Origin of the sequence: Sphingopyxis sp. PET50 (assembly GCF_025244705.1) — a bacterium.
GTDB lineage: Bacteria > Pseudomonadota > Alphaproteobacteria > Sphingomonadales > Sphingomonadaceae > Sphingopyxis.
This window is the reverse complement of the sequence record NZ_CP104207.1, coordinates 3760502-3776441: the sequence shown is the minus strand read 5'-3', so window position 1 is coordinate 3776441 and position 15940 is coordinate 3760502. Positions and strand designations below refer to the sequence as shown.

Annotated in this window: 15 protein-coding genes; 4 read left to right on the top strand and 11 right to left on the bottom strand. The window is 64.6% G+C overall.

Annotated features, from left to right (window positions below; genetic code table 11):
- Positions 1-60: 60 nt before the first annotated feature.
- The 4 genes from N0A20_RS19805 to N0A20_RS19790 all read right to left on the bottom strand — a co-directional run bounded on the left by N0A20_RS19805 (position 61) and on the right by N0A20_RS19790 (position 3503).
- Entirely contained in the window at positions 61-663 is a 603-nt protein-coding gene (locus tag N0A20_RS19805) for a TetR/AcrR family transcriptional regulator (protein WP_260581968.1), read from the bottom strand.
- Positions 664-809: 146 nt separating this feature from the next.
- Positions 810-1781: a MaoC/PaaZ C-terminal domain-containing protein gene (locus tag N0A20_RS19800; RefSeq protein WP_260581967.1), complete on the bottom strand. Its 972-nt coding sequence runs from the start codon at positions 1779-1781 to the stop codon at positions 810-812.
- On the bottom strand, positions 1679-2590 hold the full coding sequence (locus N0A20_RS19795) for an SDR family NAD(P)-dependent oxidoreductase (protein WP_260581966.1): 912 nt from the start codon (positions 2588-2590) through the stop codon (positions 1679-1681). The genes N0A20_RS19800 and N0A20_RS19795 overlap by 103 nt, the downstream gene beginning before the upstream one ends.
- A 127-nt stretch (positions 2591-2717) precedes the next feature.
- Positions 2718-3503, bottom strand: coding sequence for an IclR family transcriptional regulator (locus N0A20_RS19790; RefSeq protein WP_260581965.1), 786 nt, complete (start codon positions 3501-3503; stop codon positions 2718-2720).
- A 314-nt stretch (positions 3504-3817) separates the two neighbouring features.
- Here N0A20_RS19790 and N0A20_RS19785 point away from each other — a divergent pair, with 314 nt between their 5' ends.
- The 4 genes from N0A20_RS19785 to N0A20_RS19770 all read left to right on the top strand — a co-directional run bounded on the left by N0A20_RS19785 (position 3818) and on the right by N0A20_RS19770 (position 8865).
- Positions 3818-5272, top strand: a complete 1455-nt coding sequence (locus tag N0A20_RS19785; protein WP_260581964.1) for a hydroxymethylglutaryl-CoA synthase family protein — start codon at positions 3818-3820, stop codon at positions 5270-5272.
- 11 nt (positions 5273-5283) lie between these two features.
- The gene (locus tag N0A20_RS19780; RefSeq protein ID WP_260581963.1) at positions 5284-6483 is read left to right on the top strand and encodes an acetyl-CoA acetyltransferase; all 1200 of its coding nucleotides are present in this window, start codon (positions 5284-5286) and stop codon (positions 6481-6483) included.
- Positions 6484-6494: 11 nt separating this feature from the next.
- The gene (locus N0A20_RS19775) at positions 6495-7631 is read left to right on the top strand and encodes an acyl-CoA dehydrogenase family protein (RefSeq protein ID WP_260581962.1); all 1137 of its coding nucleotides are present in this window, start codon (positions 6495-6497) and stop codon (positions 7629-7631) included.
- A gap of 328 nt (positions 7632-7959) precedes the next feature.
- The gene (locus N0A20_RS19770; RefSeq protein WP_260581961.1) at positions 7960-8865 is read left to right on the top strand and encodes an acetyl-CoA hydrolase/transferase C-terminal domain-containing protein; all 906 of its coding nucleotides are present in this window, start codon (positions 7960-7962) and stop codon (positions 8863-8865) included.
- Here N0A20_RS19770 and N0A20_RS19765 read toward each other — a convergent pair.
- The 7 genes from N0A20_RS19765 to N0A20_RS19735 form a co-directional block, all read right to left on the bottom strand.
- Entirely contained in the window at positions 8862-9221 is a 360-nt protein-coding gene (locus N0A20_RS19765; RefSeq protein WP_260581960.1) for a class I adenylate-forming enzyme family protein, read from the bottom strand. The two genes, N0A20_RS19770 and N0A20_RS19765, sit on opposite strands and share 4 nt — an antisense overlap.
- Before the next feature lie 31 nt (positions 9222-9252).
- Positions 9253-11577, bottom strand: a complete 2325-nt coding sequence (locus N0A20_RS19760) for an MFS transporter (protein WP_260581958.1) — start codon at positions 11575-11577, stop codon at positions 9253-9255.
- A gap of 16 nt (positions 11578-11593) precedes the next feature.
- The gene (locus N0A20_RS19755) at positions 11594-12379 is read right to left on the bottom strand and encodes a TonB-dependent receptor domain-containing protein (RefSeq protein WP_260581957.1); all 786 of its coding nucleotides are present in this window, start codon (positions 12377-12379) and stop codon (positions 11594-11596) included.
- Positions 12363-13757, bottom strand: coding sequence for a TonB-dependent receptor (locus N0A20_RS19750; protein ID WP_260581955.1), 1395 nt, complete (start codon positions 13755-13757; stop codon positions 12363-12365). The genes N0A20_RS19755 and N0A20_RS19750 overlap by 17 nt, the downstream gene beginning before the upstream one ends.
- Positions 13758-13918: 161 nt before the next feature.
- Positions 13919-14566 (bottom strand): TetR/AcrR family transcriptional regulator, encoded by a 648-nt coding sequence (locus tag N0A20_RS19745; RefSeq protein WP_260581953.1) that lies wholly within the window; start codon positions 14564-14566, stop codon positions 13919-13921.
- Positions 14567-14677: 111 nt separating this feature from the next.
- On the bottom strand, positions 14678-15478 hold the full coding sequence (locus N0A20_RS19740; RefSeq protein WP_260581952.1) for an acyl-CoA dehydrogenase family protein: 801 nt from the start codon (positions 15476-15478) through the stop codon (positions 14678-14680).
- A 31-nt stretch (positions 15479-15509) separates the two neighbouring features.
- Positions 15510-15938, bottom strand: a complete 429-nt coding sequence (locus N0A20_RS19735) for an acyl-CoA dehydrogenase family protein (RefSeq protein ID WP_260581951.1) — start codon at positions 15936-15938, stop codon at positions 15510-15512.
- Positions 15939-15940: the final 2 nt, after the last annotated feature.

Below are 15940 nucleotides of genomic sequence, written 5' to 3'. Positions count from 1 at the left end.
TCGGCCGCGAAGCCGGAGGAGTTTTCTTCATAGGAAACAGCGCCGGCCGCGGCCGTGCGGTCAGGCGTTCGCCGTCTCGGCGCTCATCGCCGCCAGCGCACGGTCGCGCCAGTCGAGGAAGTCCAACAGCGTCCGGCGGCATTCCTCCGGATTTTCCGTGGCGGCGAGCTGATAAAGAAGGCCGCGCAGTACGATCCGCATCACGCGCACATCGGCCTCGGTCTTCGCCGGGCCGAGGTGGGACAGGCGACTGATACGTTCGAGCGGTTCGGACCAGACGCTTTCGGGCATCAGCTGCGTCATCGTCCCTTCGCGGCCCTTCCACACGACCAGCTCGAAGCCGATCCGCGAATAGATGAAGACGTCGGGGTGCGAAATACGGTCCCACAGCAGCAGCAGCGCATCGCCCGACGTGCGGCAACCCTCGATGTCGGTTTCGGAAACGATCTCGAACCACGCGTTGAAGAAGGTTTCGATGACCGCGTTGATGAACCCTTCTTTCGATCCGAAATGATAGGATAAGACGCGGTGGCTCGTCCCGAGTTCGGCCGAAATCGAACGCAGCGAATGGTCGCGAAGGCCGTTTGCCAGAATATAGTCGAGCGCTTTCAGAATCAGCGTCTCTTTTGTCTTGCTGCCTGCGCTGTTCGATGTCCTCTTCAAAGCTGGTCGATTCAATGGTCAAACCCCGAAATGAAAACCCTGTTGCGAACATTGCCTGCACACTTCTGCCCGGAAGGCGCGCTATATTGTCCGCCAGCTAAGCTAGGTCCACAATATCCGATGGTCAACGTGCGTGCCGGACCGCGTCAGGCGCGAACTTCGGCAAGGCCGTTGCGCAGCACAACCAGATCGCGATCGAGCGACGTCGCCTCGAAAGCGGCGCGTCCGCGCCCCTCTCGCCAGACCGATATGCGCAGCGTCTCGCCGGGAAAGACCGGTTTTGCGAACCGCACGTCGAGGCGCCGCAGCCGCGCCGGGTCGCCTTCGCACAGCAGTTCGACCATCGCGCGCCCAGCAAGGCCGTAGGAGCAGAGTCCATGCAGGATCGGCCGGTCAAAACCCGCCTTTGCGGCAACCGTCGGGTCGATGTGGAGCGGATTATAATCGCCAGAAAGGCGATAGAGCAGCGCCTGATCGATGCGCGTCGCATAATCGATCGTGGCGTCGGGTGCCCGCCCGGGTACCGGATGAGGATCGGGAGCGCCCGCCGATTTGCTACCGAAGCCGCCGTCGCCGCGCAGGAAATAGCCGGTGCGGATCGTCGCGACTGCCTCACCGTTCGCGGCATCGCTGATCTCGCGCCGCGTATAGAGCAGCGCCCCGCGTCCCGCGCCTTTGTCGAACAAGGCCTCTATCCGCGTGGCCGAGACCAGCTCGCCCGCCGGTGCCAGCGGACGGTGCAGCGTCAGTGATTCCTCGCCATGGAGGAGCTGCATATAGTCGATGCCGAGCGCAGGATCGGCGAGCCAGCCGCTGGGACTGGCCAGTACGACCGCCATCGTCGGCAGCGCGGCCAGATCCTTCTCATAGACGAACCGCAGCGCCGCCGGATCGCAAGGGTCGGCCGCGCCCACGCCGAGCCCGAGCGCATAGAGCATGGTGTCGCGGGCGTCGTAGGTCCGGCGCCGCTCGACCGGCGGACGCGCGAGCAGGAAAGCCTCGTCGATCGCCATGGTCAGATTGGATCCCAGGAAAAAACGTCGCCCGATCGCTGCAACGGCTGGAAACTCGGCCGGAATGACGGCAGCATGATGTCTTGGACGCTTTCCGGAGTCCATCCTTCGGCATGATGCGCCGAGCGGATCGGCTGCGGCCGACTGAACAGGAAAATCTCGTTTTTGCGAACACCGAAAATCTGGGCGGTCACCGATTTGGCTGCATCGGAACAGAGGAAGACCGCAAGCGGTGCAATTTTCTCGGGCTTCATCTCCATGATCCGCGCGACGCGCTGCTTCTGTTCCTCGGTATCGGTCGGGATCGTCTCGGTCAGACGGCTCCAGGCAAAGGGCGCGATGCAGTTCGAGGTGACGCCGAAGCGTTGCATGTCGAGCGCGATCGAGGTCGAGAGTCCGATGACGCCCGCCTTCGCGGCCGAATAATTGGCCTGTCCGAAATTACCGATCAGCCCGGAGGTCGAGGTCATATGGACGAAGGTGCCCGAACCCTGCTCTTTGAAGTGCGGCGCGGCCGCCTTCGCCACCGCGAAATATCCATTGAGGTGGACGTCGATGATGTCGTCCCAATCGACCCGGCTCATCCGGTGAAAGATCGAATCGCGCAGAAAGCCGGCGTTGTTCACGACGCCGTCGATGCGGCCGAATGCCGCAACTGCGTCCTCGACAACCGAGACCGCACCCCGCGGATCGGTGATGCTCGCACCATTGGCGATCGCACGGCCGCCAGCCGCCTCGATCTCTGCGACGACCTGAGCGGCGAGGCCCTGGTCCGTCCCCTCGCCCGCGGTGCCGCTGCCAAGATCGTTGACGAGTACCGCCGCGCCTTCCGCCGCGGCGCACAGCGCGATCGCGCGCCCCACTCCGCGCCCCGCGCCCGTAATCGCAACGACCTTTCCGTCGAGCATTCCCATATCCGTCTCCTGCCCCCGCTTCGCGTGTATCAAAATTCACGTATAGGAATGAATATTCGAGATCAAGGACAAGAATTGGACGCGCGACAGCGCTTTGCGAAACGCTGGCTTCCGTAATACGGCCGGATCAGAAGCTGCGGCGGGTCACCGATTCCGCGAGGTCGCGAAAATTCATGCCGATGCGATCGAGCGCGGCGGCGCTCTGGTTTCCGGCGAGCATCACGCCCGAGATGCAGAGCGAGATGGCGCCGCGCTCATCAAAGATCGGGCTGGCGACTGAAATGACACCGCTCTTGAAAGTCCCGCGGTCGATCGCCCAGCCGTTCGTGCGCACGGCCTCGAGATCGCGAACATAATCCTCGAAACCGATCGTGTTCTGGTTGCGAACCCGTTCGAATTCGGTTCGCATCTCGCTTTCGGGCATCTTGCTGAACGCAGCGATACAGCGGCCGACCCCGCCCGACAGCAGGGGAACGCGATAGCCGACCTTGACCGCGATCTGCATGTCGGCATTGCACTCCACCACACCGACGACGACGAGCCGCCGGCCGTGGCTGACGCGCCACAAGATCGCCGTCAATTCATGTTCGTTGGCAATCCGCTCGAGCCGTTGCCGGACGAAGGGGAAAATGTCGTTGCGGCTGAGAGCGCGCGACGCCAGCTCAACCGTGCCCAATCCGATGCTGTAGGTTTTGCGGCGGCTGTCGAATTCGAGCAGTCCCTCCGATACGAGCGTCCGGACGATATTATAACAGGAGCTGGGGCTGATCTGCAGCGCCTTGGCGATCGCCGTCACTCCCAGCGGCTCGTCGGTCTCGCTGAGGTAGCGCAAGACGGCCACCGCATGCACGATCGATCCGACCAGCTGCTTGGGTCCCGCCAGATCTTCGGCGCCGTTGCTGTTGCGGGGCATCGCCTATGCCGCCAAGCCGAAGGAAAGTTCGTGTGCCGCGACAGCCATGATGAACTGCTTCGAAATATCCGTTCCCCTGAGTGCGCCCATTCCTCGCGCGAATAGTCATTCCGATTCGTGAATATGCAGCCCCCTTCCCGCACGCAAGCGCATTCGCGACCCCGGAGAGCCTTCGCTTGGCTTGAAGAAAGATCGCCAAAAAGCCCGCATGCGGATGCCCTTTCCCATGTCATGTAATTCATCTTGACGAATATATATACACTATATTGAATATCTTTCCGGCGCGATATATGGCGATAGCGAGAGGACGAAAAATGACATCGATCATCGCATTCGGGGCCTATGTACCCCGCCGCCGATTGCAGCGCGAAGCCGCTGTTTCGGCTTTGTCGTGGTTCAACGCCGGTCTTGGCGCGCATGGACGCGGCGAGCGCGCGATCGCCGGATGGGACGAAGATGCCATCACGATGGCGGTCGAAGCAGCGCGCGATTGCGTCGCCGAGGACGCGCGTCAGACGGTTCGCAAGCTGATCCTGGCCTCGACTAGCCTGCCCTACGCCGACCGGCAAAACGCCGGGATCGTCAAAGAGGCGCTGAATATGCCCGATGCGGTCGGCGCGCTCGACGTTACCGGGTCGCAGCGCGCGGGAACATCGGGGCTGATCGCGGCGCTCGAAAGCACCGGAGGTGGCGGCGCGGTGCTCTGCGTCGCGTCCGAACGGCGCCGCGCGAAAGTCGCGTCGGAGGCCGAGCTCGTCTATGGCGACGGCGCCGCGGCTGTCCTCGTCGGCCCGGGCCCCGGACTCGCCGACCTCATCGGCCATCACAGCCATACGGTCGATTTCGCCGACCATTTCCGCGCGACCGAGCGGCCGTTCGATTATGAATGGGAGGGCCGCTGGGTCCGCGACGAGGGTTATGCCAAGATCGTCCCCGCGGCGATCGGCGCGGCACTCGAAAAATTCGGCGTCGGTGCCGACGCCATCGATCGCTTCGTCATGCCCGCACCGATCCGCGGGATCGACAAAAGCGTCGCCAAGGCAGCGGGCATCAAGGCCGAAGCCGTGCAGGACAATCTGCAGGACCGGCTCGGCACGGCCGGCTGCGCGCAGCCGCTCATCCTGCTTGCCCACGCGCTCGAAAAGGCGGCGCCGGGCGAACTCGTGCTGGTGGCGGCCTTTGGTCAGGGATGCGACGTGCTTCTGTTCCGGGTGACCGATACCATCGGTACCCGGCCGACGAACATGGGAGTCGCGGGCTGGCTCGATCGCCGCAAGGCCGAGGATAATTATGTCCGTCACCTGCATCTCGCGGGCGCGCTGACGCTCGACGGCGGCATGCGTGCAGAGGCCGACCAGCGCACGCCCCCTTCGATGCTTTATCGCCATCGCCGCAGCCTGCTGGCGCTCGTCGGCGGACGGTGCACGAAGACCGGGACGATACAATTCCCGCCGTCCGAAATTTCGGTCGCGCAGAACGAGCGCGCGATCGGCACGCAAGAGGAATATCCGCTCGCCGAGCGCCGGGCGCGGATCGCATCCTTCACCGCCGACAGCCTCGTCTACACCCCCGATCCGCCAGGATGCTACGGACTCATCGAGTTCGAAGGCGGCGGACGGATGACGGTCGACTTCACCGATGTCGATGCCGAAACGCTCGAGGTCGGCCAGCCGATGCGAATGATGTTCCGGATCAAGCGGAACGACGTCGATCGCGGGTTCAAGCATTATTTCTGGAAAGCGGTGCCCGACTATCGGGCCGAAGCATAGGACAAACGATCATGGCAAGCGGCATCAAGGACAAGGTGGCCATTCTCGGCATGGGGTGCTCGCGCTTTGGCGAGCGGTGGGACATGGACGCGAACGGCCTGATGGTCGAAGCATTCCTAGAGGCGATCGAGGATGCAGGCATCGACGTCACCCAGATCGACGCGGCGTGGCTCGGCGTCGGGCTCGACACGACGAGCATCGGCCCCTCGGCCGTCCCGCTGTCGGTCGCGCTCCGGCTGCCGAACATTCCCTGCACCAAGGTCGAGAATTATTGCGCCTCGGGGACCGAATCCTTTCGCGGCGCGGTTTATGCCGTCGCAAGTGGCGCGGCCGACATCGCGCTCGCCATGGGGGTCGAGAAGCTGAAGGATACGGGCTATGGCGGGCTACCCGCGCGGCCGCGCGGCGCTTTTCCCGACGCGACGCTGGCGAACAGCACCGCGCCCGGACAATTTGCGCAAATCGCCTCGGCCTATAGCGCGAAGCACGGTATTCAGCGCGACGATCTGAAGCGCGCGATCGCGCATGTCTCGGTCAAGAGTCACGCCAATGGCGCAAAAAATCCCAAGGCTCATCTGCGCAAGCCGATCACCGAGGAACAGGCGGTCAATGCGCCGATGATCGCCGAGCCGCTCGGCCTTTTCGACTGCTGCGGCGTGTCCGACGGCGCCGCCTGCGCAATCGTCACGACGCCCGAGATCGCGCGGAGGCTCGGCAAGACCGACCTTGTCACCGTAAAGGCGCTGCAGGTCGCCGCGTCGAACGGCTGGGAGGCCGAGGGCTCGGGTTGGGACGGCAGCTATTTCCATACCACGCGCGTCGCGTCCGCCCGGGCCTATAAGGAGGCGGGGATTACGGACCCACGCAAGGAAATCAGCCTGACCGAAGTGCATGACTGTTTCTCGATCACCGAGCTCGTCACGATGGAGGATCTTGGCCTCAGCGACGAAGGGCGCGCGGTCCACGACGTCATGGACGGCAAGTTCGACGCCGACGGCACCATTCCGTGCCAGATCGACGGCGGGCTCAAATGCTTCGGTCACCCGATCGGCGCGTCGGGGATCCGGATGATCTATGAAAATTATCTCCAGCTGCTCGGCCGGGCGGGTGAGCGTCAGCGCGCAACACCGCCGGTCACCGCGCTGTCGCATAATCTCGGCGGCTTCCCGAACCTCAACATCTGCGCCGTTGCAATCGTCGGCATGCACTAACGGATGCGACGATGATCGAGCGGACGCTGTTCGGCGACGAACATAATATCTTTCGCGAATCGGTACGCCGCTTCCTCGAAAAGGAGATCGCGCCGCACCATGCGCGCTGGGAAGAGCAAGGCATCGTCGACCGCAGCGCGTGGCTGGCGGCGGGGCGCGAATCGCTGCTCTGCATGACGATCCCCGAGCAATATGGCGGCGCGGGACTCGATCGCCTCTATCCGACGATCCTGATCGAAGAACTGACGCGCACCAATCTCAGCGGACCCAATTTCCCGCTGCATTCGGAAATCGTCGCGCCCTATCTCCTCAACTATGGCACCGAGGAGCAGAAGCTCGAATGGTTGCCGCAGATGGCGCGCGGCGAGGTGATCGGCGCGGTCGCGATGACCGAACCGAGCGGAGGATCGGACCTCGCTGCGCTCCGTACCACCGCTGTCCGCGACGGCGACGACTTCGTCATCAACGGGCAAAAGACCTTCATCTCGAACGGCCATCTCGCCGACCTGATCGTCGTCGCGGCACGCACCACGCAGGGCGCGGGGGCAAAGGGCGTGACGCTCTTTCTCGTCGAGGGCGATCGGCCCGGCTTCGAACGCGGGCGCAAGCTCGACAAGATCGGACTGCGCGCGCAGGACACGGCGGAGCTTTTCTTCAACGATGTCCGCGTCCCGGCATCGAACATGCTCGGCCAGCTCGACCGCGGCTTCATCTGCCTGATGCAGGAACTTGCTTGGGAACGCACGAGCATCGCGATCCGCGCCGCGGCGCTGTGCGAACATGCGATCCGCTGGACGACCGACTATACGCGCGATCGCCAGGCCTTCGGCCAATCGCTGTTCGACATGCAGCACACACGCTTCAAGCTGGCCGACTGGCACGCACAGACGCAGGTGATGCGCGTCTTCGTCGATCGCTGCATCGAACTCGTTGTTGAAGGAAAGCTCGACGCGACGACGGCCGCGGTCGCGAAATTCCAGGCGACCGACCTGCTGATGCGGCTGCTCGACGATTGCGTGCAGATGCATGGCGGTTATGGCTTCACGCGCGAGTATCTGATCGGCCGCGCCTATTCCGATTCACGCTACACCAAGATCGCGGGCGGGTCGAACGAGATCATGCGCGAGCTCATCGCCCGAACGCTCTAGCATAGATGGACCGCCTGCTCGATTGCTTCGCGCCCGGCCGAGCGTGTCTACCTGCCCGGCGGCTCGGCAGAGATTCTGCCGCTTGCGGCGGCCCTGACCGCCGACCCTGGACAGCTCGCGGGGGTCGACGTCACCGCGGCTCTGCTGCCGGGGATGAACCGCACTGACTATGCCGCCCATGCGCCGGGCGCGCAGCTCACCGTCTTCATGATGTCGCCGGCACTGGAAGCGTCCGCGGCGGCGGGCCGCCTTCGCCTGCTGCCGCTCTGTTACAGCGCGACGGGGCGCTATCTGGCCGAGGATTTCCGGCCCGACGTCGCGATCGCCCATGTTGCGCTCGGCCGGAGCGGACGGCCGATGCTCGCTCGGCATTTCGGCCGATTTCGCTTCGCTCGTCTGGCCGCGCGCGGCCTTTCGCATCCTCGTGGTCAACGCCCGCATGCCAGCCATCGCCCGAGCGCCGCATCTGGCGCTGGCCGACGCCGATCTCGTCGTCGAGATCGACGCTCCGCTTGTCGCCGAGAGCGAGCCGGCCCCCGACGCAGTGACGCAGACGATCGCCGCCTCGGTCGCCGCGCTCGTCCCCAACGGCGCTGCGGTGCAATGCGGGATCGGCGGCATTCCCGGCGCGACGTGGCACTTCCTGTCGGGGCATCGCGACCTCGTCATCGCGTCGGGCATGGTCACGCCGCCGCTGCGCTCGCTAGCCGAGGCGGGTGCACTTCGTGACAGCGGCAGGCACCGTGCCGGAATCGCACTCGGCGACCCCGCCTTTTACGCCTGGCTCGCAGAGGCCGGCATGGTCGAGATGGTGCCGGTCACGCAAAGCCATGACAGCGCCGCGCTTGCCCGGCTCGACGCCTTCACCGCGATCAATTCGGCGCTCGAGGTCGATCTTTTCGGACAGGTCAATCTCGAATGGCGGGGACGGGCGGCAGTCAGCGGCGTCGGCGGCGCACCCGACTTCGCGCGCGCGGCGGTCCAGTCGCCGGGCGGACGTGCGATCACGGCGCTCCGCGCCACCGCCGGAAAGGGAGCGATCTCGCGCATCGTTCCGCGCCTCGACGCGCCGACGGTTTCGATCCCGCGCAGCGATGTCGATACGATCGTTACCGAATATGGGATCGCCGAACTGCGTGGCCGCTCGGCGGGCGAGCGCGCGGCGGCGCTCATCGCGGTCGCCGCGCCCGCACATCGCGACGCGCTTGAAAGGGCTTGGCACGAATTGCGCTAATGATCGCGCAGCGCGGTCTTCAGCACTTTACCGTACGCGTTCTTCGGCAGCTCACTAAGGAAATGATAGGCGCGCGGCCGCTTGTACCGCGCCAGCCGCGCGAGGACGTGCGCGTCGAGCTCCGCGGGATCGGGTGCGGCGCCGGCCGGTACGACAAAGGCGACCGCGGTCTCGCCCCATTCGGGATCGAACTGCCCGACGACGGCGCATTCGGCGATCCCGGGATGCGTCAGCAGCACCTCCTCAATCTCGCGCGGATAGACGTTCGAGCCGCCCGAAATAATCATGTCCTTCGATCGATCGACGAGGGTCAGGAAACCGCGCGCGTCGAGGCGGCCGAGATCGCCCGTGTACAACCATCCGTCCTTCATCGCCGCAGCCGTCGCTTCAGGGCGATCCCAATAGCTCGGCCATCAACGTGTCCCCTTGCACCACGACCTCACCCACCTCGCCGCTCCTCGCCTCGGCGCCGTCGTCGCGCAGGATGCGTACGCTGACTCCGCTTCGCGCGACCCCGACGCTGGCGAGCCGGTCCGCATAATCAGGGTCATCCGGCGAGCCCAGGAGATGCGGGGGAAGATGGGTGATCGTATTCGGCGTCTCGCCCTGCCCATAGAGATGCCACAGGCGTCCGCTGCCGAAGCGCGCAATCGCGCGTTTCAGATCCTCGACATACATCGGCGCGCCGCCAAAGAAGATGCGGTGGATGCCCGCGATCGTCGCTTCGTCCAGAATGCCGGGCTGGGTCAACCGGCGTACGATCGTCGGCACCGCAAAGAAGGACAGCGGGCCGAAAGCGGCGGCGGCGCGCGCGATCAGTTCGGGCTCGAACGCACCGGTGGGGAGGACGATGTTGTTGCGGCCGCGTGCGAGATACGACAGGCCCAGAAAACCGCTGGCGTGCGACATCGGTGCGATATGCAGGATATGATCGTCGACGACCGCGCCACTATCGGCAAGGAAGCTGACGAGCATCGCGTTCAGCGTCCGATGGGTATGGATCGCCGCCTTCGGCTTGCCCGTCGTCCCGCTGGTATAGAAAAGCAGCGCCGCGTCGGTGGGCGCGCGCGGCGCGACCTTCGCAACGCCATGGCCGTGCAGCGCGGCGAAATCGGCGCTGTCGATATCGATGAGCGGGCACAAGCCATCGATCGCCGCCGCCAGCGGCGCGGCGAGATCTGCGGTCGCGATGCACAGCCGCGCGCCGCAATCTTGCGCCGCAAAGCCGATTTCGGCCGCATGCAAGCGACAATTTTGTGGCGCGGGCACCAAGCCCGCAATCCAGGCACCGAGCAGCACTTCGCAATAGGCGGGCGCATTCGACATCGCCATCACCACCCGGTCACCGGGCCGCAGCCCCATGGCGGCGAACCCTGCCGCGAGGGTCACCGCCCGCTCCCAAAGCTCGGCGTAGGTCCAGACCGGCCGGTCGATCCACGAGATGGCAGTGCGATCGGGATGAAGGCGCGTGGCGGCGTCAAGGACTAAAGCGATATTCACGTCGCGGCTTCCGAGTCGAAGCGTGGCAGGGTAAGGAACAAAAAGGCGCTCAGCGCGAGCAGCGCCGCAGCCGCGTAGAGACCCGCAAGATAGGATCCACTCCCGTCGGCGATCAGGCCATAAAGCACCGGCGATGCCGCGCTGCTTAGCCAGCACCACGCCATATAGGATGCCATAGATCCGGCCGAAGCGGTCGAGACCGAAATAGCGCGCGGTCATATAGCCGATCAGGTCGAGCTCGGCGCCGAGCGAAACGCCGAGCGCCACCGCCCCCAGCACCGCCGCCGCTGGACCGAGCAGCACCATCCCCGCGATCGCCGCCGCGCTAAACATCATCATTGCGGCAGCGACATGCGGCGCGAAGATATGGTCGATCAAGAAGCCGGTCAGAATGCGCGCCGCCATCAGCGCCGCCCCGCCGACACCGGCGATCGCGCCCGCGCGCGACGGACCGATTCCCATATCCGCCAGATAAGCGAGAAAATGGAGGTGAAGCCCGGCAACGGCGAGTGGGATCAGCGCGAAGCAGATCGCCATGATGCGGAAGGCACGGCTGCGCAGCGCGTCGCCCGGCGGCGCGGCGAGCACCGCTGTAACGGGAGCATCACGCCGCCCTCCGATCAACAGCACGACCAGCGGCAACGCCAGAGCCACAACGGCGGCAAGCGCAATAAACCCCGCGCGCCAGCCCGCCACTGCGGCATAGGGAACCAGCAGCAAGGGCAGCAGGATGCCCGTCGCACCGTTGCCGACCATCGCGAGTCCCAGGGCCGCCCCGCGATTGCGGTGAAATGTCGCGTTGAGCAGCTTCGCATATACGATTGTCGCCGAACCGCTCGCGGCGATAGCGAGCAGCGCGAAGCCGGCGTAATAGATGCGCAGATCGCCGTCGAGGCGGCTGAACAGGAACAGCCCCGCCGCAAGCGCGGCAAGCGCAGTGCCGACGATCAGCCGCGGGGCGGCACGATCCGCAAGCCAGCCGAGCAGCGGCGCGATCGCCGCGAGCGTGACGATCAGAATCGTCGGGCCCAGCGATATTTCCGCGCGCGTCCAGCCGAAGTCGGCTTGTAAGCCGCGCATGAAGACCCCGATCGCTGCGCAGCCGGCACCGCGATGATACCCACCCCGATGCCGAGCGCCGAGCCCGCGAGCACGCGCCAGCCGCACGGTGAATTCGGCAAGCCGGTTCGCGTCTTGCGCAGGATCATCCACCGTCTCCGCCCTCGCGCTACCGGAGCCGCCAGTTCAGGCTGACGCCGAAGCTTTGTGGATCACCGGGCGTTCCGACGCCCGATAGGCCCGATATCGCGACGTTGCGGTAATATTTCTTGTTGGTGAGATTCTTGGCGAACAGCGCGATACTCCAGCGGCCGTCGTCGGCTTCATAGCCGATCCGCCCGCCAAGCAGCCCATAGCCGGGCTGGTAGGCGCCCGGCCCGCTGGTATTTGCGGCGTCGAAGAAGACCTTCGTCTGATAGGAATATTCGCCGCGCATCGTCATATTGCCGGTATCGCCGCCGAGCGGAATCTTGAGATCGGCGACGAACGAGGTCTGGAAATCGGGCGATCGCAGCTGCCGGTTTCCGGCAAAGTCGGTGAGGCAGACCGGCGGCGTCCCCGAACAATTGCTCAGATATTCTCGGAACCGCGCATGCTGATAGGTCGTGTTCCAGTCGATGTGCAGATAGTCGCTGATCGCCGCCTGCAGCGCAATGTCGAGGCCACGCGTCCGCGTCCGCCCGGCATTGTCGATGATCGACGTGCCGGGGGTCGGGATGCGCAAAATCTGCTGGTTGGTAATCCGCGTTTCGAACAGCGCGACGTTCAGTCGCAGCCGGTTGTCGAACCATTGCGTCTTCGCACCAAGTTCGAAGGATTTCACGTCCTCGGGCGCATAGACCGTCGAGGCGAGCGCCAAGCTGCCCGGCAGCGATTGAAAGCCCCCGCTTTTGAACCCCTGGCGGAACGAGCCATAGAGCATGACGTCGCGCGACGGTTCATATTGCACGATCACAGCAGGATCGAAACTGCTCCATTCGGGGGTCAGTTCGACGCTGAAGGGCGCCAGCCAGCCCGATCGGGTCGGTGTCCTGGTTCGACCTTTTCTTGTCCTTGCTGTAGCGCGCGCCAAGCGTGACCTTCAGCGCAGGCAGAATCTCATAGGTCGCCTGACCGAACGCGGCATAGCTGATCGCCTTAATATTCTGGCCATAGATGCCCAGCGAGTTGCGCAGCGGCGCGGGGGCGAAATCGGGGCCCGAATCGAGCCGATCGATGCGTTCAGTCTTGCCGTTATAATAATAGAGGCCCGCGATCCATTCGAAGCGGTCGCTTTCGCCCGACAGCCGCAATTCCTGGCTGAACGTCTTGTCGCTGGCATCGGTCGCAAGCGCATAGGCATCCGCGCTCGATCCATCCTGGTCCTGCAATCGCTTGAAATGATTATCGCGCCATGCCGAAATCGAAGTGAGCAGCACCGGTCCCAAATCCCATTCGATGCGGCCGGTCGCGGCATAGAGATTCTGCTTTTCAAACCCGTCGACGTCGTAATAGCGGCGATAGAAGCTCTGGTCGGCGGGCTGGGCGGCGGCCGCTTCAGGGGTCAGCAAACTCGCCGTATCGGCGGTCGAAATGAACTGATTCGTCATTCCGTTGTCGGAGGTGAAGAACTCGCCGGTGAGCAGCACGGTCAGATCGTCGCCGTCATACATGATCTGGCCGCGGCCGGTGTAATTGTCGATCGAGCCGGGGTCGCGTCCCGCCGGATTGTCGGTGAAGGCCTTGCGCTGGCGGTGCGCCGCCGACAGCCGGTATGCCCATCGGTCGGCCAGTGGTCCGGTGATGCCGCCGCGTACCGCGAACAGCCCATATTCACCCGCATCCGCCGCAGCCCAGGCATCGAATTCGTGGCTTGGCCGCTTGGTGATGATGGAAATCGCGCCGCCCGCGGCATTGCGTCCGAACAGCGTGCCCTGCGGCCCCTTCAACACCTCGACGCGCTCCACGTCGAGCAGGTCGAATTGCAGGCCCGCCGTGCCCGCGAGATAGACTTCGTCCTGAAAGAAGGCGACGCTGGGATCGGATCCCGCGTCGATCACATTGGTGCCCGCACCGCGGATATAGGTATAGCTGACGAAGCCGCTGCCGATCGCCGACATGTTCATGCCGGGCGCGAGCGTCTGCACCGCCTCGATCGTGTTGACGCCCGATTTCTCGAGCGTCGATGACGTGACTGCGGCGACCGAAAGCGGCACATCCTGAATATCGCTCGCGCGCTTCTGCGCGGTTACGATGATCATGTTCTCGTCGCGCGCGTCCTTGGTCTCCTGCGCGCGGGCGGGCCCGGCCAGAACCGTTGCGCCGACCAGCGCGCCAAGACCGATGCCTAACATCCAACGATGCGATTTCATGCGCCTCTCTCCCCATCCCGTGACGCCGCCCATCGCGGCTGCGCCGCTTTTTCGCGGCTTTACGGGACCATCGTCGAAGTTGCGGCGACCGCGCGCAAGTCCGATCGTCGGACGCTTGTCCTGTGCAATTTTAACTTGCTAGTTCAGTAAGATGGTTCCAAGCGGCGGCGACCGATCGCCTCGATCCCGCTGCAGCAGAAAGCGACGATATCCTGGCTGACCTCTTCGATCGATCGATCGTCGTCCGGACCGATCATTTCGTCATAGCGATGATCGATGAGCTGCCACGAATAGATCGCCCCGACGACGAAGGAAAAGGCCCAGATCATGTCGGGGCGCCGCATGCCGGGACAGCACGCCATCATCGCATCGATCCAGCGGACCATCGACCTGTCGGCGGTGCGGATCATCGGCTTGACCAGCCCCGGTTCGGAATGCGCCATATGGCTGCGCACGATATAGATCATCGCCCGGTCGCGCTCATCATGGCTGAGCGCGCGGTGGACGATGGGATAGGCGAGCGCATGAACGAGCGCCTCGAGCGGCGGCCGATCGCTGTCCGCCAGCGATGCGTCGAGCAGATCGCTGCGTTCCTGATCGATCTCGGCCCAGGCCTTGCGGCGCACCGCAAGGAAAAGTTCTGACTTGGATCCGAAATAGAAATGGATCGTGCTGAGCGGAACGGCAGCCTGGGCCGCGATATCGCGCAGCGACGCGCCCTCGTAGCCGTGCTTGGAAAAGCCGTGGATCGCGCTTTCCATCAGCGCGTCGAGCGTTTCCGCCTTGGACATGGGTCCGACCTCTCGCCACCTTGGCGCACGCTGTCGTGCGCGCATCGTTGCCGACCGGGATGCGGCACGGCACACCGCTTGGCAAGGGGCGCCTCCCCGGAACCGTCCCGCTCAGCCGCGCCGGGCGGTTGCCGCGGTCGGAATATCCTCGAATGCAATATCCTTGTCCGCGCGAATATCGGCGGGAAGCCCGAGCACGCGCTCGGCGATGATGTTGCGCAAAATCTCGTCGCTGCCGCCCGCGATCCGCATCGACGGCGAGCGCAACAGGATCGACTGGTAGCGCGCTCGATCGGGCGCAAGCGCCGGGTCGGTCAACAGGCCTGCCTCGCCTTCCAGGTCGAGCGCGAACTGCGCCATTTCCTGCTCCATCGCCGCCGAGACAAGCTTGCCGATCGAATTTTCAGGACCCGGGCGCTCACCGCGCGATAATGCCGAAATGCTTCGGAAGGCGGTGAAGCGCAGCCCGCTGTCGCGGATCGCGAACTGGGCGAGCCGCGAGCGCACCCGTGCGTCGTCGATCGCGCGGTGGTTCGCTCCGGTTTCCAATCGCTCGCAAAATCCCAGCAGCTCGTCAAAGCCGGTATCGACCTGGCCCGCCAGCGTCGCGCGCTCGTTCATCAAGGTGGTGAGCGCGACCTCCCATCCCTGCCCCGGCGCGCCGAGCCGCTGGGTGTCGGGAATGCGGACATCGGTAAAGAAGACTTCGTTGAAGGACGCCTCGTTGTTCATCTGCCGGATCGGCCGCACCTCCACCCCGGGACTGTGCATGTCGAGAAAGAACATCGTCAGTCCGCGATGCTTTGCGACCGTGGGATCGGTACGCGTGATCAGCAGGCCCCAGGCGGCCTCGCGCGCATAGCTCGTCCATATCTTCTGGCCGTTGACGATCCAATCCTTGCCGTCACGCACGGCGCGCGTGCGAATGCCCGCGAGGTCGGAGCTACGCCGTACGCTCCGAGAAGAGCTGGCACCAGATTTCCTCGCCCGAGCTCAGCTTCGGAAGCCGCTCGCGCTTCTGTTCTTCGGTTGCCCACGCCATCATCGTCGGGCCGCACATGCCGACGCCGATCAGGAAATGCTGCGACAGCTTGGCGTAAATGCCTTCCTCTTCGGACCAGATGACGCGCTGTATCGAACTCAGCCCGCCGCCGCCATATTCGACCGGCCAGTGCGGCGTCGCCCAGCCCGCCTCGCTTTTCTTCCGCTGCCAGTCGCGCGCCGCGATGAGCGGATCGATGCTCGTCAGGCGCAATTTGCCTTCCGCCAGGGCGCGCAGTTCGTCGGCGAGTTCGTGCGGCGCATTCGCGGCGATCCACTGCCGAGCCCGGGCGCGGAAGGCGGCTTCCTCAGGGGTGTCGTCGAAGTTCACGG

Bases quoted from the DNA above. Each gene is read 5' to 3' on its own strand.
- N0A20_RS19790 (WP_260581965.1), bottom strand. From the start codon at position 3,503: ATGCCCCGCAACAGCAACGGCGCCGAAGATCTGGCGGGACCCAAGCAG.
- N0A20_RS19785 (WP_260581964.1), top strand. From the start codon at position 3,818: ATGACATCGATCATCGCATTCGGGGCCTATGTACCCCGCCGCCGATTG.
- N0A20_RS19780 (WP_260581963.1), top strand. From the start codon at position 5,284: ATGGCAAGCGGCATCAAGGACAAGGTGGCCATTCTCGGCATGGGGTGC.
- N0A20_RS19795 (WP_260581966.1), bottom strand. From the start codon at position 2,590: ATGGGAATGCTCGACGGAAAGGTCGTTGCGATTACGGGCGCGGGGCGC.
- N0A20_RS19745 (WP_260581953.1), bottom strand. From the start codon at position 14,566: ATGTCCAAGGCGGAAACGCTCGACGCGCTGATGGAAAGCGCGATCCAC.
- N0A20_RS19800 (WP_260581967.1), bottom strand. From the start codon at position 1,781: ATGGACTCCGGAAAGCGTCCAAGACATCATGCTGCCGTCATTCCGGCC.
- N0A20_RS19775 (WP_260581962.1), top strand. From the start codon at position 6,495: ATGATCGAGCGGACGCTGTTCGGCGACGAACATAATATCTTTCGCGAA.
- N0A20_RS19750 (WP_260581955.1), bottom strand. From the start codon at position 13,757: ATGTTAGGCATCGGTCTTGGCGCGCTGGTCGGCGCAACGGTTCTGGCC.
- N0A20_RS19770 (WP_260581961.1), top strand. From the start codon at position 7,960: ATGTTGCGCTCGGCCGGAGCGGACGGCCGATGCTCGCTCGGCATTTCG.